This is a genomic window from Streptomyces sp. NPDC053493, from assembly GCF_044544825.1.
In the GTDB taxonomy this organism is placed as follows: Bacteria; Actinomycetota; Actinomycetes; order Streptomycetales; family Streptomycetaceae; genus Streptomyces.
The window spans coordinates 127,839-148,299 of the sequence record NZ_JBITXS010000004.1; the positions used below are offsets into that span (position 1 = coordinate 127,839).

Here is a 20,461-nt window from a genome sequence, read left to right on the forward strand (position 1 = left end):
GTAGGGAAAGGCACGAGGAGCGGGGCGGCCCGCGCGGTTCGCCTCCGCGCGCTCGAAGCGGCCGCCCCGTTCTCGTACCTTCAGTGTGCGTCCGGGCGGCCCGTGCCCACCAGCGGTTTTCCTCGCGTGAGCGGCCAGAAGGCGAGGCCGATGACCAGCGAGATCGCGTGCCCGAGATCGGTGTACGTGTGGTTCGTGACCAGCGGTACGGCGAAGAAGGCCACCGCGCCGGCCAGATACGGCAGGCGCCAGGGCCAGGGCAGCCGGTAGGCGAGGATGCCGGCCGAGGCGGCCAGCCCGTAACTCACGCCGATGTCGACGACGTGCGCCATGCTGCGCGGCACGTCGTGGTCCTGGATGGCCTCCAGGACGACCTTCTGGCTGATGAGGGTGGCCGCGACGTGCGCGGTGGCGACGACGACCAGCCATTTCGCCGTGCCGAGCCAGCGCTCGACCGGCGCGTGGAAGAGCTCGAAGAGCACCGCGTAGAAGGGCAGGCCGGCGGGATCCTCGATCCAGAAGGCGCTGCCGAGCAGCGCGCGCACCGGGTGCCGGGAGAGCTCGTGGAGATTGCTGCTGTTGCGGTGCAGCAGATAGTGCTCGACGCCCTCCGAGGAAAGCGCGATGACCAGACTGGTGACCGCGATGATCGCCAGCCATACATGCGTTCCGGGTGACGAACGCACCCACGACCTGATCGGCCGGGACGGTTCGCCACCCGGGGCATGAGAAGAGGTTTCGCTCGGCACATGTCCGTGCCTATCACCCCAGGCGGGGTGATACAGGGGAGAAGCCTCAGAAATTGATCATGTGTCCGGCGATGCCGTGGACGGCTTCCTTGACGGCCTCGCCCAGGGTCGGGTGCGCGTGGACGTTGCGGGCGACCTCGTGGACGGTCAGGTCCCACTGCTGGGCCAGGGTGAGCTCGGGCAGCAGCTCGGTGACGTCGGGGCCGATCAGGTGAGCGCCGATGATCTCGCCGTACTTGGCGTCGGCGATGATCTTCACGAAGCCGGTGGAGTCGCCGAGGCCGTGGGCCTTGCCGTTCGCCATGAACGGGAACTTGGCGACCTTGACGTCGTAGCCCTTCTCGCGGGCCTGCGCCTCGGTCCAGCCGAAGCTGGCGATCTGCGGCTGGCAGTAGGTGGCGCGCGGGATCATCGGGTAGTCGAGTTCCATCGTCTCGGCGTCCGCGATGGTCTCGGCGGCGATGACACCCATGGCCTCGGCGGTGTGCGCGAGCATCAGCTTCGCGGTGACGTCGCCGATGGCGTAGATGTGCGGCACGGAGGTGCGGCAGCGGCCGTCGACGTCGATCGCGCCGCGCTCGGTGAGGGCGACACCGGTGTTCTCCAGGCCGTAGCCGGAGACGTTCGGCGCGAAGCCGATGGCCTGCAGGACCTTGTCGGCCTCCAGGACCTTCTGCGCGCCGTCCTTGCCGGTGACGGTGACGCGGACCTGCGGGCCGGACTCGTCGATCGTCTCGACGCGGGTGGAGGTGAGGACGTCGATGCCGAGCTTGCGGTACTGCTTGGCGAGCTCCTTGGAGACCTCCTCGTCCTCCAGCGGGGCGATGCGGTCGAGGAACTCGACGATGGTGACCTTGGTGCCGTAGTTGTTCAGCACGTACGCGAACTCGATGCCGATCGCGCCGGCGCCGGCGATGACGATCGACTGCGGGGCGTCCTCGGCGAGGATCTGCTCCTCGTAGCTCACGACCCGGTCGCTGAGCGAGGTGCCGGGCAGCAGACGGGCGCTCGCGCCGGTGGCGATGATGCAGTTGTCGAAGGTGATCGTCTGCGTCGTGCCGTCGGACTTCGCCACCTGCAGGGTGTTCGCGTCGAGGAAGGTGCCCCGGCCGTCGAACTCGGTGATCCCGTTCTTCTTCATCAGGAAGTGGACGCCCTTGACCCGGCCGTCCGCGACCGTGCGGCTGCGGCGGAACGCCTCGCCGTAGTCGAAGGAGACGGTGCCGTCGACCTTGATGCCGAAGGTCTTCGCCTCGTGGTTGAAGATGTGGGCGAGTTCGGCGTTGCGCAGCAGCGCCTTGGTGGGGATGCAGCCGACGTTCAGGCAGACACCGCCCCAGTACTTCTCCTCGACGACCGCGACCCGCTTGCCCAGCTGGGCGGCGCGGATGGCGGCGACGTAGCCGCCGGGGCCAGCTCCGAGTACGACGACGTCGAAGCGGTCTGACATGACTGACTCCCGAGGGTGATGAGGGTGTTCGGTCGCGTACGAGTCCACGTACGAGCCCACAGTAGTCCGGTCGCCTCCGACTGCTCCGAAGAGCCAGTTGTAGGATGACTGGGCAACCGGGTGAATGAAGGAGTGGTGATGGCGGCGCTGAAGGCGGCGGGACGGACCTCCCTGGTGGATTCCGTGGTCGAACAGCTGCGGGCCCAGCTCGCGGAGGGCGAGTGGGCCGTCGGCGACCGCATCCCCACCGAGCACGAGCTCGCCCAGCAGCTCGGCGTCGGCCGCAACACCGTCCGCGAGGCGGTCCGCGTCCTGGTCCACTCCGGGCTCCTGGAGTCCCGCCAGGGCAACGGCACCTTCGTCAGGTCCACCGCCGATCCGGCCGCCGTCCTCAACGGCGTACGGCACGCGGGCGCCCGCGACGTCCTGGAGCTGCGCGCCGCACTGGAGGCCGAGGCGGCCCGGCTCGCGGCGGTCCGGCGCGACACCCACGACCTGCTGCGGCTGCGGGCCGCCCTGGCCACCCTGCGCGAGGAGGGCGACCGCGACGCCGACGCCGACCTCGCCTTCCACCTCGCGGTCGTCGAGGCCACCCACAACACGGCCTTCCGCGAGGTCTACCGCTTCTTCTCGACCCAGGTGCACGAGGTCCTGGTGCACGGGCTCGGCGACCGCGCCATGCCGCCGGTCGACATCGACGCCCACGAGGCCCTGGTCGCGGCCATCGAGGCCGGGGACGCGCAGGCCGCCGACGCGCAGGCGCGCGAGCTGCTGCGGGTGCCGCTGGAGACGCACGCGGCGCTGGCCGCCGAGACGGCGGAGGAGTCCCGGTGACGGCGGAACCGAAGCTGCTGGTCGACGCCGAGGCCGGCGTCCGGACGACGCCCGAAGGGGCCGCCGCGCGGCGCGCGCTGCTCGCGCACCCGGTGCTGCTCCTGGTCGGCATCGTGCTGGCCTCGCTCAACATGCGGGCCGCTCTCGCGAGCGTGTCGCCGCTGGTGAGCGAGCTGGCGGAGGCGTACGGGCTGTCCTCGGCGGCGAGTTCGCTGGTGACCTCGGTGCCGGTGCTCTTCCTGGGGCTCGGTGCGCTGGTGGCCCCGTGGCTCGGCCGGCGCTTCGGCGCCGAACGGGTGCTGTTCGCGGCCCTGTTGCTGCTCGGCGCGGGCATCCTGGTGCGGGTCCTGCCCGCCGCGGCCGCGCTCTACGCCGGCGGCGTCCTGGTCGGCACGGCCATCGCCCTGCTCAACGTCCTGATGCCGGGCCTGATCAAGCGGGACTTCCCGGACCGGGCCGCGTCGATGACCTCGGTCTACACCGGCGCGATGATCGCGGGCGCCACGGTCGTCGCGGCCTGCTCGGTGCCGCTGGAGCGGGCGCTGGGCGGCTGGCAGGCCTCCCTCGGGACCTGGTCGCTGCTCGCGGTCGTGGCGGCCGGCGCCTGGCTGCCGCAGGTGCTGCTCGCCCGGGGCCGTACGGCGCGGGAGGCGCACTCCGGGACCGCCCCGGTCGCGGGTCGGGCCGGCGGCGCGGGTCAGGACGGCGGGCCCGCCCGGTCCGTGTGGCGGTCGGCGCTGGCCTGGCAGGTGACGCTGTTCATGGGACTGCAGTCGCTGTGGACGTACGTCCTGATCGCCTGGATGCCGACGATCTTCACGGACCACGGGATGAGCCGGTCCACCGCCGGTGTGATCTTCGCCTTCAACAACCTGCTGCAGGTCGTCGGCGCCTTCGCCGTGCCGCTGCTGGCCGGCCGGATGCGGAGCCAGCGCCCGCTGGTCGTGCTGGTGACGGGCCTGGTGGCCGCCGGATACGCGGGCCTCATGGTGGCCCCGGTACAGGGCGCCTGGCTGTGGTCGGCCGTCCTCGGCGTGGGCCAGGGCGGGGCGGTGGGCCTCGCGCTCACCCTGATCGTGCTGCGCTCCGGCGACGCGGTCACGGCCGCCCGCCTCTCCGGGATGGCCCAGACCGTCGGCTATCTCCTCGCCGCGGCCGGTCCGCTGGCCGCCGGTGCCCTGCACCAGGCCACCGGCTCCTGGACCCTGCCGATCGCCGCCGTGCTCGGCGTGTGCGCGGCCGCGCTGTCGGTGGGCCTGCTGGCGGCCCGGAACCGTACGGTCTGATCCCACGGCCCGTGGATGCGGGCCGCCGTACGCCTCCGGGCCACGGCGGCTACTCCTCGCCCGCCAGGGTCATCGTGCGCAGCTTCCGGCCGGCGAACCAGGTCGCCCCGACCGTCACGGCCGCGAGCAGCACCACCGCGGTCGGCAGGGCCACCTCGGAGCTGATCAGGGCGTCGCCGGTGACCTTCTCGGCGAGGGCGAGCGCCCACTGCTGGACGCTGAGGGTGCGGGCGCCCGCGATCAGGGAGCCGAACAGCGCCTCCCAGACGAGGGCGTAGACCAGGCCGATGACGACGGCGTGCCTGCTGACCGTGCCGAGGAGCAGGAACAGCGCGCTGTACGCGATGGAGGCCACCAGGGCCGCCACGGTGTAGGCGACCGCGACCTGCTGCCCGTTGCCGTTGAGGATGAAGCCGGCGATCAGGGTGGGCACGGCGGAGAAGACCATCGTCACGGCGACGGCGACGATCAGCTTGGTGAAGACGATCGTCGGCCGCTTCACCGGCTTGGCCAGGAGATAGACGATCGAGCCGTCGTCGATCTCCGGGCCGATCGCGCCGGTGCCGGCGATCACGCCGATCAGCGGCACCATCGTGGCGAGCGCGAAGCCGCCGAGGACGTCGGCCGCGACCTGGTCGTCGGCGCCGTTGAACGCGCGGATCGCGGCGGCGATCACGATCAGCAGGGCGGGCAGGGCGAAGAGGATCAGCGCCCGTCGGCGGCCGAGGAGGGCCCGGTAGGTGAGCCGGGCGACGGTGGGGTTGTACATCGGTCGGACTCCTTTCAGGCCGCTACGAGATACGAGAAGACGGACTCGAGGGACTCGTCCGAGGGCGAGACCGTGAGGAGCCGGATGCCGCGCTCCCGGGCGACCTTCGGCAGCAGCTCGGTGAACCGGCCGAAGTCGACGGCCTGGACGCGCAGTCCGCCCTCGCCGTGGTCGACCTCGATGCCGGCCGTCGAGGGATCGGCGATCAGCGCCGCCGCCAGGGCCCGGTCGTCGCTGGAGCGGACGAGATAGCGGTGCGGCCGGTCGGTCATCAGCCGGCGGATCCGGCGGAAGTCGCCGGAGGCCGCGTGCCGTCCGGCCACGATCACCTCGATGTGCGAGGCGAGCTGCTCGACCTCCTCCAGGATGTGCGAGGAGAACAGCACCGTGCGGCCGTCGGCTCCCATCCGGCGCAGCAGGTCCATCAGCTGCATCCGCTGGCGCGGGTCCATGCCGTTGAAGGGCTCGTCGAGCAGCAGCACGGACGGCTCGTGGACGAGGGCCGAGGCCATCTTCACGCGCTGCCGCATGCCCTTGCTGTACGTGGAGATCTTGCGGTCCTGCGCGTACTCCATCTCGACGGTGGCGAGGGCCTGTTGGGCCTCCTTGTCGCCGAGGCCCTGCAACTCGGCGTTGGCGACGACGAATTCGCGTCCGGTGAGGAAGTCGTACATCGCCTCCCGCTCGGGCACGACGCCGATCTGCCGGTAGACCGACTCGTTGCGCCAGATCGGCTCGCCGTCGAGCGTGACGGTGCCCGTGGAGGGGGCGAGGAAGCCGCCCATCATGTTGATGAGGGTGGACTTCCCGGCGCCGTTCGGGCCGAGCAGTCCGGTGACGCCAGGGCCGACCGTCATGGTGACGTCGTTGACGGCCACGACGTTGCCGAACCAGCGCGAGGCGTGGTCGATGTGCAGAGTGCTCATGGGCGCGGCCCATTCTCGGGAAGGGTGGTGGTGGGCGACGGGAGGGCGGTCACAGCCCCACCTTTCGGTAGCGGCGCATCAGCACACCGTAGGAGCCGGCGATGAGCGCGAGGACGACCAGCAGATAGACCACGCCCGCCCCGGTGCCCGGCGCCGCGTCCTCCCCGCCCGGGAAGGAGGTGGGCGCGCCGAGGAAGGCCGACTGCACGCCGACGATGAGGGTGATCGGCGAGAACAGGCCGATCCACTTGACGGCTTCGACGTTGTCGGTGCCGTAGGCGATGCCCTGGAGGGTGGAGACCGCTCCGTAGGTGATCACCAGGGTGGCGATCACGGCGGCGACACCGAAGCCGCGGCGCGGGGTGAGGGCCGCCATGACGAGGCCGATGCCGCCGAAGAGCAGCGAGAGCAGCGCCACGGACGCCAGGCCCTGGCCGAACATCTGGGTCTGGTCGGCGAAGTCCATCTTGGCGAGCAGCGATCCGATCCAGAGGATCAGCAGGGGCGAGGCGGTGAGGATGAACAGCGCCGAGGCCATCGCCCCGTACTTGGCGAGGACGTAGTCCACGCGCTCGATCGGGCGGGCGAAGTACAGCGGCACGGTCCGGAACCGCAGGTCGCGGGAGACGGACTGCGGGGCCTGGGAGGCCACGTAGATCCCGATGACCATCTGGAGGAAGACCGCGTACTGCGTGTACTCGATCGACAGCTTCGAGGACTTGGTGACGACCGCGACCGCGACGATGATCAGCGCGGGCACGCACATCACGGCGAAGAGCAGCATCGGCAGCACCTTGGACTTGGCGCTGCGGCCCAGTCCGTAGGCACCGCGCAGGGACTGCGAGAACAGCGCCCGGCGCGCCGAGGAGCGGCCGAGCCGCGGCCCGTCGTAGCTGCGGTAGCCGATGTTGTGGATGCGGGTGGTCTCGGGGGCCTGGGCGGGCCCCGGGGTCCGGGTGCTCATCGCGCCGGCACCTCCTCCTGCTGCTGGGCCGGCGCCTTGAAGACCTCGGCGATGTGGTGACGGCGCTGCTCCATGCGGACGAGGCCGAGACCGAGGCCGGCGACGGTGTCGCGGACCAGGTCGTAGGTCTCCTCGCCCGGGGCCTCCAGGAGCAGGATGTGCCCGGCGCCCGGCAGCCCGTCCTCCACCCCGGCGTGCAGGGTGACACCGGCGGCGGTGAGGGCGGCGCGCAGAGCCTCCGTGCCGTCGGGGTGCTCGTCGGAGTCGGTGACCTCGACGGCGAGGGTCGTGGTGGTGCGGGTGAAGTCGCTGGTGGAGCTGGAGCGCAGCAGCCGGCCGCCGTCGATCACGACGACGTGGTCGCAGGTGCGCTCGAGCTCGCCGAGCAGGTGGGAGGTGACGAGGACCGAGATCCCGAAGTCGGTCCACACCCGCCGGATCAGGCCGAGCATGTCGTCGCGGCCGACCGGGTCGAGGCCGTTGGTCGGCTCGTCGAGCAGCACCAGCTGCGGGTCGTGGACGAGGGCCTGGGCCAGCTTCACGCGCTGCTTCATGCCGGTCGAGTAGCCGCCCATCGGGCGGTAGCGCTCCTCGTACAGGCCGACGTGGCGCAGGGTGTCCGCGGTCCGCTCGCGGGCGGCGGTCGCCGGCAGCCCCGACATGCGCGCCATGTGGACGACGAACTCGGTGGCCGAGACGTCGGGCGGCAGGCAGTCGTGCTCCGGCATGTAGCCGACGCGCTCGCGGATCTGGGCGCCGGAGGTGGCGACGTCGAGTCCGAGGACTTCGGCGCGGCCCTCCGTGGCCGGCGACAGACCGAGCAGAATCTTGATCATCGTGGACTTGCCGGCTCCGTTGGCACCCACCAGTCCGGTCACACCGGGCCCGATGTCCAGGGAGAGCCGGTCGAGAGCGGTCACCCGGGGGAACCGCTTGCTGAGGCTTTCGGTCGCGATCACAGTCACACCTCGACGGTAGTGGTCTGCGTCACGCACGTCGTCAGACCAACGGCTCGGTCCGTGTCCGACTCCAGGTGTACAAGCCCGTAGGGGAGTCGCGACGAAGGTCTCGTTTTCCACAGGGCCGGCGCACACCTCTTGACGCAGCCGCCGTGCATTGTCACATTCATCGATGTCAAGTTACGGACGCGTAGCGCAGCCGGGCGCTCACGCGGACGCGCTCACACAGGACGGGCGGGGTGGCATGGCAGCGGCAGGTACGGCAGCGGGCGCGGCGGTGACGCGGGAACTCACCGAGGAGCTGCGGGGATTCAGAGAGGTCCAGCGGCTCTCCTACGCGTGCGCGGAGGCCGTCGCGGCGCAGCTCAAGCCGGGCGTGACCGAGCGCGACGCGGCGCGGATGCAGCGCGAGTGGCTGTACGAGCGCGGAGTGCGGGACTGGTTCCACCGCCCGTTCGCCTGGTTCGGCGACCGCACGGCCTTCGTCGGCTTCCGGATCCCGCTCCAGTTCTTCCCGACGAACCGGCGGCTGGAGGCCGGGATGCCGTTCATCCTGGACATGGCCCCGGTCTACAAGGGCTACACGGCCGACATCGGCTACTCCGGCTGCCTCGGCCTCGACCCCGTGCACGACAAGCTGCTCGCCGACCTGCGCGAGCACCGCGAGCTGATCCTGCGCGAGGTGCGCGAGCGCCGCACGCTGCGCGAGATCTACGAGGACGTGGACCGGCTCATGGTCCGCCAGGGATACGCGAACCGGCACCGGGCCTATCCGTTCGGCGTGATCGCCCACAAGATCGACCGGGTCAAGGAGCGCCGCTGGTCGCCGACCCTGTTCGGCTTCGGCACCCAGTCCCTGAAGGGCCTGGCGAGCGACGCCCTGCACGGCCACCGGGACGGCTGGTCGCCGCTGTGGTCCCCGTACAAGTTCTCCGACCACCCTCCCAGGCCGGGCCTGTGGGCGGTCGAGCCGCACCTCGGATTCCGGGGGACGGGCGCGAAGTTCGAGGAGATCCTCGTCGTCACCGACTCGAAGGATCCCGAGCAGAGCGCGTTCTGGCTGGACGACGACCTGCCGCACGTGCGGCGCTGGAACGAGGAAGGGGCGGCGGCCTGATGACGGCGATCGCGGGACTCGAGGGGACACGGGAGCGCTGGGTCCGCACGGGCGGAATCGAGCTGTGCGTGGCCGAGCTGGGCGACGAGAGCCGGCCGACGGTGCTGCTCGTGCACGGCTATCCGGACTCCAAGGAGGTCTGGTCCGAGGTCGCGGCCCGGCTCGCGGAGCGGTTCCACGTCGTCCTGTACGACGTCCGGGGACACGGCCGGTCGACCGCGCCGACCCCGCTGCGCGGCGGGTTCACGCTGGAGAAGCTGACGGACGACTTCCTGGCCGTCGCGGACGCGGTCAGCCCGGACCGCCCGGTGCACCTGGTCGGCCACGACTGGGGCTCGGTGCAGTCCTGGGAGTTCGTGACGGTCCCGCGCACCGAGGGCCGCATCGCGTCCTTCACCTCGATGTCCGGGCCGTCGCTCGACCACTTCGGGCACTGGATCAAGAGCCGGATGGCCCGGCCCACCCCGCGCCGGGTCGGTCAGCTCCTCGGCCAGGGAGCCAAGTCCTGGTACGTGTACATGCTGCACACCCCGGTCCTGCCGGAGCTCGCCTGGCGCGGGCCGCTCGGCAGGCGCTGGCCGCGGATACTCGAGCGGGTCGAGCGGGTGCCGGCCGGCGACTATCCGACGCCCTCCCTGCCGAACGACGCGGCCCACGGCGCCTGGCTGTACCGGGACAACGTCCGGGCCCGGCTGACCCGTCCGCGCGCCGACGCGTACGCGCACGCGCCGGTGCAGCTGATCACGCCGACCGGCGACGCCTTCCTGTCCGAGCGGCTCTACGACGACCTGGCCGACTGGGTGCCCGACCTCACCCGGCGCACCCTGCCGGCCAAGCACTGGATCCCGCGCACCCGGCCCGACCGGCTGGCCGCCTGGATCACCGAGTTCGTCGAGGCGAACGAGGACCCGGCCACCAAGGCGCCCAGGACCGCGGCGAGGAGCGGCGTGCGCCCGGAGTACGCGGAGCGCTTCGGCGGGCAGCTGGTCCTCGTGACCGGCGCGGCCAGCGGCATCGGCCGGGCCACCGCCTTCGCGTTCGCCGAGGCCGGCGCCCGGGTCGTGGCGGTGGACCGGGACGGCGAGGGCGCGGCCCGCACGGCCGAGATGTCCCGGCTGATCGGCGCGCCCGAGGCATGGGGCGAGACCGCCGACGTCGCCGACGAGGCCGCGATGGAGAAGCTGGCCGCGAAGGTGGCGAGCGAGTACGGCGTGGTCGACGTGCTGGTCAACAACGCCGGAATCGGCCTGACCGGCTCCTTCTTCGAGACCTCGACGGAGGAGTGGAAGCGGGTCCTCGACGTCAATCTGTGGGGCGTCATCCACGGCTGCCGGGCCTTCGGCGCGCAGATGGCCGCGCGCGGCCAGGGCGGCCACATCGTCAACACCGCCTCCGCGGCCGCCTTCCAGCCCTCGCGCGCCCTGCCCGCCTACAGCACGTCCAAGGCGGCGGTGCTGATGCTGAGCGAGTGCCTGCGGGCCGAGCTCGCGGGCCAGGGCATCGGCGTCTCGGCGATCTGCCCGGGCATCGTGAACACCAACATCACGGCGACCGCGCGGTTCGCCGGGGTGACGGACGAGGCCGAGGAGAAGCGGCGCCAGAAGAAGGCCTCACGGCTGTACGGGCTGCGCAACTACCCGCCGGAGAAGGTCGCGGACGCGGTCCTGCGCGCGGTGCTTCGCGACCAGGCCGTCGTCCCGGTGACGCCGGAGGCCCGCGGCGCCCACCTCCTCGCGCGGCTCGCGCCGGGCGCGCTGCGGGCGCTGGCCCGCTGGCAGCCGCCGGCGTAGGAGGGGCCTCGCGCGGGTCGGTCGTACGATCCCCTCGCGGGAGGGCGTCGCGGCGGCGGGGTGAAGGGAGCGGTCGGTGGGAGCGGGTTTGTCCGAGCAGTCAGCACAGCCGGAGTACCGGATCGAGGATCTGGCCCATCACAGCGGGGCCACGGTCCGCACCATCCGCGCCTACCAGGACCGCGGCCTGCTGCCCCGCCCGGAGCGGCGCGGCCGGTCGAACGTGTACGGGGACACGCATCTGGCGCGGCTGCGCCAGATCGCGGACCTCCTGGACCGCGGCTACACCCTGGCCTCCATCAAGGAACTCCTGGAGGCCTGGGACGCCGGCCGCGGGCTCGGCGGCGTGCTCGGCCTGGTCGCCGAGGTCGACGGGCCGTGGACGGACGAGGAGGCCGACCGGATCTCGCGGTCCGAACTCGACGCCCGCTTCGGCGGCACGCCCGACGAGGACGCCGTCCGGGAGGCGATCGAGCTCGGTGTCCTGGAGCGCATTCCGGACCGGGACACCGAGGAGTATCTGGTCCCCAGTCCTCAAGAGCTGGCGGTGGCCGCCGAGTTGCACGCGGCGGGCGTGCCGCTGTCCGCGATCACCGGTCATCTGAGGGAACTTCGCGATCAGGTCGAGCACATCGCCGCCCGCTTCCTGGAGTTCACGACCGAGCACGTCTTCGCCCGCTACCTGGAGCACCGGCCGCCGACCGACGCCGACGCGGAGGAGGCGGCGAGCATGGTGCGGCGCCTGCGGCCGCTCGCCCAGCAGACCGTCGACGCCGAACTCGCCCGCGCGATGCGTTTGCTGGCGACCCGTCACCTCCAGTTCCACCTGTCGCCCGGAGCACCGCCGCCGGTCGACCGCGAGCCCCGTTCGGTGCCCGTGCCGCCGGAGACGATTCGGGCCGTGGAGCGGCTCGTTGGCGCGGAAAACGTCGCCGCGTTCGTCACTGCCGCCACCGAACGAGAGGTACAGACAAGGACATTGGACACTCTTACCTCAAATGCCGCAGACAGCAGCTAAATCGGTCAAGTTACCTGTTGATCCACGGCCGTTGTCCACAGAAACGCCAACTAGCCTGTGGATAAATGTACTTGGCTGTGGATCAAACCTATGGCTTCAATGAATTCATGAATGACGAGAAACGCACCGTGAAGGTGTCGAAGTACCTCTCGAAACACCTGCGCCACCAGCCCGAACGCATCGGGCTCGTGCTCGATCCGCACGGCTGGACCGAGATCGACACCCTCCTCGCGGCCGCCGCCGCGCACGGCTTCCCGATCACCCGCGCCGAACTCGACCACGTCGTCGCCACCAACGACAAGAAGCGCTTCGCCGTCGAGGGCACCCGCATCCGGGCCAGCCAGGGCCACACCGTCCCGGTCGACCTCGGCCTCCCGGCCGCCGAACCGCCCGCGTACCTGTATCACGGTACGGTCGCCGCCCGGCTCCCCGCCATCCGGGACGAGGGCCTGCGCCCGATGGCCCGCCACCACGTGCACCTGTCGCCCGACCGCGAGACCGCCACCCGGGTCGGCGCCCGCCGGGGCCGCCCCGTGGTGCTGAGCGTCGACGCGGGCGCCATGCACCGGGCCGGCCACGTCTTCCGCCTCAGCGCCAACGGCGTCTGGCTCACCGACGCCGTACCGCCGGAGTTCATCCGCTTCCCCGACCCCCACGGCCCTAAGGCATGATCGTCCCCATGGGAGCCGCACACCCGCACCTGCCCACCACCGAGTCGGCCGTCGCCGCCGTCCGCGAGATCGCCCGGGAATTCGGCCTGGAGATGACCGTCACCGACGACATCGGCGCCGACCAGACCTCCCGCCGCACCTCCGCCGGCGCCTTCGCCGTCCTCGACCCGGACGGCTCCCTGCCCCACGAGGCCTACGTCGAACTCGGCGGCACGCCCTCCGTCACCGTCCAGCTCTACCCGGAGGACGACGCGAGGATCACCGTCGAAGGCGTCGTCTTCGACGACGTGCCGCGCGACTCCGTGCCCGCCTTCCTCCGCTCCGTCCACGGCGGCCTCGCCCATGTGAAGGGCCGCTTCTTCCCGCCCGGCTGGTGGCTGATCGTCCCGCTTCCCGGCGACGAGACCTACAAGGAACTCGTCCTGCGGCCCACCCTCAGCCCCTGGCTCTCCCGCAAGACACGCTGACCACGCACGTACGCTCGTCGGTATGACTCTGCGCCTGAGCACCGTGATCCTTCCCGTCCACCGCTGGCACGAGGGCGGCCGCGCCGCATGGCAGCGCGCCGAGGAGCTCGGCTTCCACGCCGGCTACACCTACGACCACCTGTCCTGGCGCTCCTTCCGGGAGCGCACCTGGTTCGGCGCCCTGCCGACGCTCACCGCCGCCGCCACCGCCACCGAGCGGCTGCGCCTCGGCACGCTCGTCACCTCGCCGAACTTCCGGCACCCCGTGACCCTCGCCAAGGAGCTCCTGTCGCTCGACGACATCTCCGGCGGCCGCGTCACCCTCGGCATCGGCGCCGGCGGCAACGGCTTCGACGCCACCGCGCTCGGACAGGAGGCCTGGACGCCGCGGGAGCGCGCCGACCGTTTCGCCGAGTTCGTGCCGCTGCTCGACCGGCTCCTCACCGAGCAGTCCGTGACGCAGCACGGCGACTTCTACACCGCGGACGACGTCCGCACCATCCCCGGCTGCGTCCAGCGGCCCCGGCTGCCCTTCGCCGTCGCGGCGACCGGCCCGCGCGGCCTGAAGCTCGCGGCGCGCCACGGCCAGGCGTGGGTCACGACGGGCGACCCGAAGCTGTACGAGGAGGGGACACCGGAGCAGTCGCTCGCGGCGATCCGCGGCCAGATCGAGAAGCTCGGCAAGGCCTGCGCGGAGATCGGCCGGGACGCGACGGAGCTGGACAAGATCCTGCTCGCCGGCTTCACGCCCGAGCGGAACACCGTCCTCGACTCCCACGACGCCTTCGTCGACTTCGCCGGCCGCCACCAGGAGCTCGGGGTCACCGAGATCGTGATCCACTGGCCGATTCCCGACTCCGTCTTCGCCGCCGACCAGGCCGTCTTCGAGAAGATCGCCACCGAGGCCGTCGCCCAGCTGGGCTGAGAACGGCCGGATCCGCCACTGCGCAGGGTGGCGAGGGGGCCACACAAAGCCACTCAGATGTGCGCCCCCTCGCACGCCCGTGCACAAGGTGCGGAACAATGGACCGGTGACCTCATCCCACTCCGCGCGCCCCGAAGCCCGGCCCGCCCGGCTGATCGCCACCGACCTCGACGGCACCCTGCTGCGGGACGACAAGTCCGTCTCGGACCGCACGGTGGCCGCGCTCGCCGCCGCGGAGCGCGCCGGCATCGAGGTCTTCTTCGTCACCGGCCGCCCGGCCCGCTGGATGGACGTCGTCAGCGATCACGTGCACGGCCACGGCCTCGCCATCTGCGCCAACGGCGCCGCGGTCGTCGACCTCCACGCCGGCGGAACGTTCCTCGAGGTCCGCCCGCTGGAGCGGCCCGTCGCCCTGGACGTCGTCCGGGCCCTGCGGGCCGCGGCCCCCGGCACCAGCTTCGCCGTCGAGCTCACCACCGGCATCCACTACGAGCCGGAGTACCCGCCCTTCTTCCTCGACCCGGGCGCCACCGTCGCCACCGCCGAGAAGCTTCTCTTCGAGGAGAACCCGGGCGCCGCCGCGCCCGTGCTCAAGCTGCTCGCCCAGCACCCCGAGCTCGACCCGGACGTCTTCCTCGCCACCGCCCGCGAGGCCGCCGGCGAGCTGGCCTCCTTCACCCGCTCCAGCCCCACCGCCCTCATCGAGATCAGCGGCCTCGGCGTCTCCAAGGCCTCCACCCTGGCCCACTGCTGCGCCGAGCGCGGCATCACGCCGGAGGAGGTCGTGGCCTTCGGCGACATGCCCAACGACATCGAGATGCTCAGCTGGGCGGGCCGCTCCTTCGCCATGGGCAACGCCCACCCCGACGTGATCGCCGCCGCCTCCGGCCGTACGGTCGGCAACAACGACGACGGCGTGGCCGTGATCATCGAGGAACTCGTCGCCGAGGCCGCCCGCGCCGGCATGGCCTGACAGACGGGCGGGCCCTTCGGCCGCGGCCCTCGGTCCCGCCACCCCGGCCGCGCCCTCGCTCCCGGCTCCTGGAGGTTCCTCCGCCGTGCCCGTGGCGCCTAGAGCGGGGCCTGCCACACCACCGTCGTACCGCCGCCGGCCTCGCCGAGGCCCGGGCCGCACCAGCTCGCGCCGCCGAGCGACTCGGCCCGCCGGGCGAGATTGCGCAGACCGCTGCGACGGCCGTCCGCCGGGATGCCCACGCCGTCGTCCGCGACCGAGAGCCGGACGCCCTGGGCGCCGTCCGGCAGGGTGACGGTGGCGTCGACGACCACCTCGATCCGGGCGGCCTCCGCGTGCCGGAAGGCGTTCGAGAGCGCCTCGCGCAGCGCGGCGATCAGGTTCTTGCCGGTCAGGTCACCGACCGTCGAGTCGATCGCGCCGATGAAGCGGTGGGCCGGCTTGAAGCCCAGCGGCACCGCCGCCATGTTGATCTCGCGCAGGACCCGGGTGCGCAGCCCCGACGGAGCCTCGGCCGGCCCCTGCTGGAGCGCGAAGATCGCCGTACGGATCTCCTGGATGGTCACGTCCAGCTCGTCCACCGCCTTGCCGACGCCCTCCTGCACGGCCGGCACGAGCGACCTGCGCTGGGCGCTCTCCAGCATCATCCCGGTGGCGAACAGCCGCTGGATGACCAGGTCGTGCAGGTCGCGCGCGATGCGGTCGCGGTCCTCGAAGACGGCGAGCCGCTCACGGTCGCGCTGCGCCTCGGCCATCATCAGCGCGAGCGCCGCCTGTGAGGCGAACTGGGTGGCCAGGGTCCGCTCGGCCTCCGTGAACTGCCGCTCCCCGCGCGCCCGCGGCGTGGCGAGCGCGCCGAGCACCCGCCCGCCGCTCTGCAGCGGCAGCAGCATCGCCGGCCCGTACGCGGCGGAGAGCCGGGTGAGCATCCGCGGATCGGCGGAGGCGTCGGACACGAACACCGCCTCGCCCGCCATCAGCCGCTCCACCACGGGGCTCTCCGGCGGGACGACCACGCCGAGCGACGTGGTCGCGCGCGGCGAGGAGACGGCGACGATCTCCAGGCCGCCCTCCTCGGCCGGCAGCAGCACGACGCCCGCGGCCGCGTCGGCGAGGCGGCGGGCCTGCTCGGCGACGACCGTGAGCGCGTCGTCGGCGTCGCCGCCGGACAGCAGGGCGGTGGTGACGGCGACCGAGCCGTCGATCCAGCGCTCGCGCTGCCGGGCGGCCTCGTAGAGCCGGGCGTTGCCGATGGCGATCCCGGCCTCGGTCGCGAGCACCCGGACCATGTGGACGTCGTCGTCGTTGAACTCGCCGCCGCCGTTCTTCTCCGCGAGGTAGAGGTTGCCGAAGATCTCGCCCTGGACGCGGATCGGGACGCCGAGGAAGGTCCGCATCGGCGGGTGGCCGGGCGGGAGGCCGGCCGCGCGCGGATCGGCCGACAGGTCGGCGAGACGGATCGTCCGCGGCTCGCGGATGAGCGCGCCGAGCAGCCCCGCGTGCCCGTCGGGCCGGTGCCCGATCCGGTGGGCGACGTCCTCGCCGACGCCGTACGTGACGAAGTCGGACAGGCCGTCGCCCTCCTCGTCGACCACGCCGAGGGCGGCGTAGCGGGCGTCGGCGAGTTCGGCGGCGGTCTCGCAGATCCGGTCGAGCGTGGAGTGCAGCTCCAGGCCGGTGCCGACCGAACGCATCGCCTCCAGGAGCTGGGGAACGCGGGCGGTGAGTTCGGTGGACAGGCCGTGCAGGCTGCGCGCGGCCTGCGTCGCGGCGTCCAGCGGATCGGCTTGCGGCGGGCCGGCGTGGAGCGGGTCCGGGGCGTCGGGCACGGCGGCGGTCATGAGCCCGAGCCTAGTAAGTCCTATTTGGCAAGAAAAGTCGGGGTGTTGCCGGTCGTCAGCAGCAGATCGCTCTCCCGCTCCTGCTCCAGCATCCGCCGCAGCGGCCCGTCGGCCGCCGCCAGCTCCTCGTACGTCCCGCGCTGCACCGTCCGGCCGCGATCGAGGACCACGAGCTCGTCGACGGCGTCGAGACCGTGCAGGCGGTGGGTGATGAGGACGGTGGTGCGACCCTCGGTGGCCCGCAGCAGGTCGTCGGTGAGCGCGTCGGCGGTGGCCAGGTCCAGGTGCTCGGCCGGCTCGTCGAGGACAAGCACCGGGAAGTCGGCGAGCAGCGCGCGGGCGAGCGCGAGGCGCTGGCGCTGTCCGCCGGACAGCCGCGAACCGTGCTCGCCGACCAGGGTGTCGAGGCCGTCGGGCAGCCCGTCCACCCACTCCAGGAGCCGGGCCCGGCCGAGCGCCTCGCGCAGCTCGGCGTCGTCCGCGCCGGTCCGGGCGAGGCGCAGGTTCTCGCGCAGGGTGCTGTCGAAGAGGTGGGCGTCCTGCGCGCACAGGCCCACGAAGCGGCGTACGTCGTCGCCGTCGAGCCCCTCGGCGGCCATCCCGCCGAGCCGGTACGTTCCCGACTCGGCGTCCAGGAAGCGCAGCAGCACCTGCGCGAGCGTCGTCTTGCCGGACCCGGACACGCCGACCACGGCGACCCGGCGCCCGGCCTCCAGCGTGAGGCCGAAGTCCGCGAGGGCCGGCCGCACCTGCCCGGCGTACCGCGCCGAAAGCCCGGCCAGCTCCAGCGGGAACGGACTCGCCGGGGGAGTGGCGGGCGTCGCCGGCTCGTGTACGGGGACGGGCGCGTCGAGCACGTCGAAGACCCGCTCGGCGCTACGGCGGACCCGCTGGCGGTACTGGACGGCGAGCGGCAGACCGGTGACGGCCTCGAAGGCGGCGAGCGGGGTCAGCACGACGACGGCGAGCGCCACGCCGGCCAGCCGGCCCTCGCCTACCGCCCGCACACCGACCAGCGCGGCCGCGGCCACCGTGACGCCGCAGACCAGGGCGGACAGGCCCGCTCCGAGCGCGGTGGCGGCGGACTGCCGGGAGGCGATGGCGGTGAGCGTACGGTCGGCCGCCGCGGCCCGGGCGACCCGGCCCTTCAGGGCGCCGGCCACGGTGAGTTCGGCGCAGCCCCGGAGCAGGTCGACGACGGAGGTGGTGAGCGCGCCGCGCGCGGGTGCGAGCTGCCGCTCCGCGCGACGGGCGAGCGCGCCGCCGGCCACCGGCACGGCCACACCGGCGACCAGCAGGCCCGCGGCGAGCACGGCTCCGGCCTCGGGCAGCAGCCACGCGGTGAAACCGACGGATCCGATGCCGACGACGAGCGCGGCACCGGCCGGCAGCAGCCAGCGCAGCCAGTAGTCCTGGAGCGCGTCGACGTCCTGGACCAGCCGCGCCAGCAGATCACCGCGGCGCGTGCGGCGCAGGCCGGCGGGCGCGATCCGCTCCAGCCGCCGGTAGACCGCGACCCGCAGGTCGGCGAGCATCCGCAGCACCGCGTCGTGCGAGACCAGCCGCTCCGCGTACCGGAACACGGCCCGCCCGATGCCGAAGGCGCGGGTGGCGGTGACGGCGACCATCAGATAGAGCACGGGCGGCTGTTCGGAGGCCCGCGAGATGAGCCACCCGGACACGGCCATGAGACCCACGGCCGATGCCAGCGCCAGGCTCCCCAGCAGCAGCGCGAGCACGACCCGCCCGCGCAGGGCGCCGGCCGTCGCCCGCACGCGCCGCAGCACGGAGCCCGCGGCCCCGCCGGCCCGGCCCGGCCCGGCCCCGTCCGGACCGTCGCCCACCGGCGCCACCGACATCGCGGGGCCGCCCTGACCGGCCGCCGCCGGGCCGTCGCCACCCACGGGGCCCCCGGCCTCGGTCGCGGCCTCATCGGCCACCACCGCAGCGGCAGCATCGGCAGCGACAGCAGGCGCAACGGCCTCGACCGGCGCCGGAGCGCCGTCCGACAGCAGACCCGCCACATGCGCCGGGCCCGCGCCCGCCTCGGTCGCGGTGTCGGCTCCCGCCGCCCGCGACGACTGCGGGGCGAGCCGGACCACCCGGTCCGCGAGCGCGAGGAGTGCCGGGCGGTGGACCACGAGGAGGACGGTGCGGCCGACGGAGAGACGGCGGACGGCCGAGACCACGGCGGCCTCGGTGTCACCGTCGAGCGCCGCGGTCGGTTCGTCGAGGAGCAGTACGGGCCGGTCGGCCAGGAAGGCGCGGGCCAGGGCGAGCCGCTGGCGCTGGCCGGCCGAGAGTCCGGCACCGTCCTCGCCGAGCAGGGTGTCCGCGCCGTCCGGGAGGTCGGCGACGAAGTCGTCCGCGCCCGCGTCCCGCAGGGCCTGCCGCACGGCGTCGTCGGAGGCGTCCGGCCGGGCGAGCCGGACGTTGTCGGCGATCGTCCCGGCGAAGAGATAGGGCCGCTGCGGCACCCAGGCGATCCGGGACCGCCACTCCTCCAGGTCGAGCGCGGCGAGGTCCACGCCGCCGACCCGGACCGAGCCGCCCTGCTCCGGCGCCGTGAAGCCGAGCACCACGTCCAGGAGCGTGGACTTGCCGACGCCGCTCGGCCCGACCAGGGCCACGGTCTCGCCGGGCTCGACGGTGAGCGAGGCCGCGTCCAGCGAGGGCTCGGCCCGCCCCGGGTGCCGGACCGTCACCCGGTCGAGCTCAAGCCGTACGGGCGAGGCCGGCACCGCTCCCGTACCGCCGCCGCGCAGCGGGCTCTCCAGGACCTCGAAGATCTCCTCCGCGGCGGCGAGCCCCTCCGCCGCCGCGTGGTACTGCGTCCCCACCTGCCGCAGCGGCAGATACGCCTCGGGCGCCAGGATCAGGATGACGAGCCCGGTGAAGAGGTCGAGTTCGCCGTGGACCAGCCGCATGCCGATGGTGACCGCGACCAGCGCGACCGACAGGGTCGACAGGAGTTCCAGTGCGAAGGAGGACAGGAACGCGATGCGCAGCGTCCGCATCGTGGCCCGCCGGTACTCGCCGGTGATCGACCGGATGTTCTCGGCCTGGGCCTTGGCCCGGCCGAAGACCTTGAGGGTGGGAAGGCCGGCCACCACGTCGAGGAAGTGCCCCGAAAGCCGGGACAGCAGCTTCCACTGGCGGTCCATCCGGGCCTGGGTGTACCAGCCGATCAGGATCATGAAGACCGGGATGAGCGGCAGCGTCACCACGATGATCGCGGCCGACACCCAGTCCTCGGTGACGATCCTCGCCAGCACCGCCACCGGCACCACGACCGCGAGGCCCAGCTGCGGAAGATAGCGGGCGAAGTAGTCGTCGAGCGCGTCCACGCCCCGGGTCGCGAGCGCGGCCAGCGAGCCGGCCCGCTGACCGCTGAGCCAGCCCGGTCCGAGCCGCGCGGCCTGCTGGAGCAGCCGGCCGCGCAGTTCGGACTTGACCGCCGCGCTCGCCCGGTGGGCGGCGAGCTCGGTGAGCCAGGAGACCAGGCCCCGCCCCACCGCCACCGCGGCGAGCAGCAGCAGAGGCGTGCCGAGCTCGGAAACCGACCGGCCCTGCTGGAAGGCACCCACCACGACCTCGGCGATCAGCATCGCCTGGCCGACGATGAGCGCCGCCCCGACGAGGCCGAGCACGACCACCGCCCCGAGGAAGAAGCGGGTCGCCCTGGCGTACCGCATGAGCCGCGGATCGATCGGTTTCACGTG

17 protein-coding genes are annotated in these 20,461 nt (G+C 72.8%); 9 read left to right on the forward strand and 8 right to left on the reverse strand.

Features of this window, described 5'->3' with window-relative positions; translation table 11 throughout:
- Positions 1 to 80: 80 nt before the first annotated feature.
- Both ACIGO8_RS13920 and lpdA read right to left on the reverse strand, forming a co-directional pair.
- Positions 81 to 749 carry a rhomboid-like protein gene (locus tag ACIGO8_RS13920; RefSeq protein ID WP_399728883.1) on the reverse strand — a complete coding sequence of 223 codons (669 nt, stop codon included), beginning with the start codon at positions 747 to 749 and terminating at the stop codon, positions 81 to 83.
- Positions 750 to 795: 46 nt separating this feature from the next.
- Entirely contained in the window at positions 796 to 2,199 is a 1,404-nt protein-coding gene (gene lpdA, locus ACIGO8_RS13925; protein WP_399728885.1) for a dihydrolipoyl dehydrogenase, read from the reverse strand.
- Between the two features lie 138 nt (positions 2,200 to 2,337).
- On the opposite strand from lpdA, the gene ACIGO8_RS13930 reads away from it, so the two are divergent.
- Together ACIGO8_RS13930 and ACIGO8_RS13935 are read left to right on the forward strand one after the other, a co-directional pair.
- Positions 2,338 to 3,033, forward strand: a complete 696-nt coding sequence (locus ACIGO8_RS13930) for a FadR/GntR family transcriptional regulator (RefSeq protein ID WP_399728888.1) — start codon at positions 2,338 to 2,340, stop codon at positions 3,031 to 3,033.
- A complete protein-coding gene (locus tag ACIGO8_RS13935; protein ID WP_399728891.1) occupies positions 3,030 to 4,319 on the forward strand; it encodes a CynX/NimT family MFS transporter in 1,290 nt (429 codons plus the stop codon). Before ACIGO8_RS13930 ends, ACIGO8_RS13935 begins: the two co-directional genes overlap by 4 nt.
- 49 nt (positions 4,320 to 4,368) lie before the next feature.
- On the opposite strand, the gene ACIGO8_RS13940 is transcribed toward ACIGO8_RS13935, so the two are convergent.
- From ACIGO8_RS13940 to ACIGO8_RS13955, 4 genes are read right to left on the reverse strand one after another with little or no spacing between them, the layout of a single operon-like run.
- On the reverse strand, positions 4,369 to 5,088 hold the full coding sequence (locus ACIGO8_RS13940; protein WP_399728894.1) for an ABC transporter permease: 720 nt from the start codon (positions 5,086 to 5,088) through the stop codon (positions 4,369 to 4,371).
- A 14-nt stretch (positions 5,089 to 5,102) separates the two neighbouring features.
- The gene (locus ACIGO8_RS13945) at positions 5,103 to 6,014 is read right to left on the reverse strand and encodes an ABC transporter ATP-binding protein (protein WP_399728897.1); all 912 of its coding nucleotides are present in this window, start codon (positions 6,012 to 6,014) and stop codon (positions 5,103 to 5,105) included.
- A gap of 49 nt (positions 6,015 to 6,063) precedes the next feature.
- Positions 6,064 to 6,978, reverse strand: a complete 915-nt coding sequence (locus ACIGO8_RS13950; protein ID WP_399728900.1) for an ABC transporter permease — start codon at positions 6,976 to 6,978, stop codon at positions 6,064 to 6,066.
- On the reverse strand, positions 6,975 to 7,937 hold the full coding sequence (locus ACIGO8_RS13955) for an ABC transporter ATP-binding protein (RefSeq protein WP_399730034.1): 963 nt from the start codon (positions 7,935 to 7,937) through the stop codon (positions 6,975 to 6,977). The genes ACIGO8_RS13950 and ACIGO8_RS13955 overlap by 4 nt, the downstream gene beginning before the upstream one ends.
- A 244-nt stretch (positions 7,938 to 8,181) precedes the next feature.
- On the opposite strand from ACIGO8_RS13955, the gene ACIGO8_RS13960 reads away from it, so the two are divergent.
- From ACIGO8_RS13960 to ACIGO8_RS13990, 7 genes are all read left to right on the forward strand, one after another.
- The gene (locus tag ACIGO8_RS13960; protein WP_399728903.1) at positions 8,182 to 9,054 is read left to right on the forward strand and encodes a M24 family metallopeptidase; all 873 of its coding nucleotides are present in this window, start codon (positions 8,182 to 8,184) and stop codon (positions 9,052 to 9,054) included.
- Positions 9,054 to 10,844, forward strand: coding sequence for an SDR family oxidoreductase (locus ACIGO8_RS13965; RefSeq protein ID WP_399728907.1), 1,791 nt, complete (start codon positions 9,054 to 9,056; stop codon positions 10,842 to 10,844). Before ACIGO8_RS13960 ends, ACIGO8_RS13965 begins: the two co-directional genes overlap by 1 nt.
- 88 nt (positions 10,845 to 10,932) lie before the next feature.
- Positions 10,933 to 11,862, forward strand: a complete 930-nt coding sequence (locus ACIGO8_RS13970) for a MerR family transcriptional regulator (protein ID WP_399728909.1) — start codon at positions 10,933 to 10,935, stop codon at positions 11,860 to 11,862.
- A gap of 107 nt (positions 11,863 to 11,969) precedes the next feature.
- Positions 11,970 to 12,533 carry an RNA 2'-phosphotransferase gene (locus ACIGO8_RS13975; RefSeq protein ID WP_399728912.1) on the forward strand — a complete coding sequence of 188 codons (564 nt, stop codon included), beginning with the start codon at positions 11,970 to 11,972 and terminating at the stop codon, positions 12,531 to 12,533.
- Between the two features lie 8 nt (positions 12,534 to 12,541).
- Complete coding sequence (locus tag ACIGO8_RS13980; RefSeq protein ID WP_399728915.1) at positions 12,542 to 13,000, forward strand: hypothetical protein; 459 nt, start codon at positions 12,542 to 12,544, stop codon at positions 12,998 to 13,000.
- Between the two features lie 22 nt (positions 13,001 to 13,022).
- Entirely contained in the window at positions 13,023 to 13,925 is a 903-nt protein-coding gene (locus tag ACIGO8_RS13985) for an LLM class flavin-dependent oxidoreductase (protein WP_399728918.1), read from the forward strand.
- Between the two features lie 106 nt (positions 13,926 to 14,031).
- On the forward strand, positions 14,032 to 14,898 hold the full coding sequence (locus ACIGO8_RS13990) for a Cof-type HAD-IIB family hydrolase (protein ID WP_399728921.1): 867 nt from the start codon (positions 14,032 to 14,034) through the stop codon (positions 14,896 to 14,898).
- 98 nt (positions 14,899 to 14,996) lie between these two features.
- Here ACIGO8_RS13990 and ACIGO8_RS13995 read toward each other — a convergent pair whose 3' ends face one another.
- Both ACIGO8_RS13995 and cydD read right to left on the reverse strand, forming a co-directional pair.
- Entirely contained in the window at positions 14,997 to 16,739 is a 1,743-nt protein-coding gene (locus ACIGO8_RS13995) for a GAF domain-containing protein (RefSeq protein WP_399728923.1), read from the reverse strand.
- 20 nt (positions 16,740 to 16,759) lie between these two features.
- Positions 16,760 to 20,458, reverse strand: coding sequence for a thiol reductant ABC exporter subunit CydD (gene cydD, locus ACIGO8_RS14000; protein WP_399728926.1), 3,699 nt, complete (start codon positions 20,456 to 20,458; stop codon positions 16,760 to 16,762).
- Positions 20,459 to 20,461 lie beyond the last annotated feature (3 nt).

Coding starts and splice junctions, on each gene's coding strand:
- lpdA (WP_399728885.1), bottom strand. CDS start 2,199: ATGTCAGACCGCTTCGACGTCGTCGTACTCGGAGCTGGCCCCGGCGGC.
- ACIGO8_RS13930 (WP_399728888.1), top strand. CDS start 2,338: ATGGCGGCGCTGAAGGCGGCGGGACGGACCTCCCTGGTGGATTCCGTG.
- ACIGO8_RS13940 (WP_399728894.1), bottom strand. CDS start 5,088: ATGTACAACCCCACCGTCGCCCGGCTCACCTACCGGGCCCTCCTCGGC.
- ACIGO8_RS13945 (WP_399728897.1), bottom strand. CDS start 6,014: ATGAGCACTCTGCACATCGACCACGCCTCGCGCTGGTTCGGCAACGTC.
- ACIGO8_RS13950 (WP_399728900.1), bottom strand. CDS start 6,978: ATGAGCACCCGGACCCCGGGGCCCGCCCAGGCCCCCGAGACCACCCGC.
- ACIGO8_RS13960 (WP_399728903.1), top strand. CDS start 8,182: ATGGCAGCGGCAGGTACGGCAGCGGGCGCGGCGGTGACGCGGGAACTC.
- ACIGO8_RS13965 (WP_399728907.1), top strand. CDS start 9,054: ATGACGGCGATCGCGGGACTCGAGGGGACACGGGAGCGCTGGGTCCGC.
- ACIGO8_RS13975 (WP_399728912.1), top strand. CDS start 11,970: ATGAATGACGAGAAACGCACCGTGAAGGTGTCGAAGTACCTCTCGAAA.
- ACIGO8_RS13980 (WP_399728915.1), top strand. CDS start 12,542: ATGGGAGCCGCACACCCGCACCTGCCCACCACCGAGTCGGCCGTCGCC.
- ACIGO8_RS13985 (WP_399728918.1), top strand. CDS start 13,023: ATGACTCTGCGCCTGAGCACCGTGATCCTTCCCGTCCACCGCTGGCAC.
- ACIGO8_RS13995 (WP_399728923.1), bottom strand. CDS start 16,739: ATGACCGCCGCCGTGCCCGACGCCCCGGACCCGCTCCACGCCGGCCCG.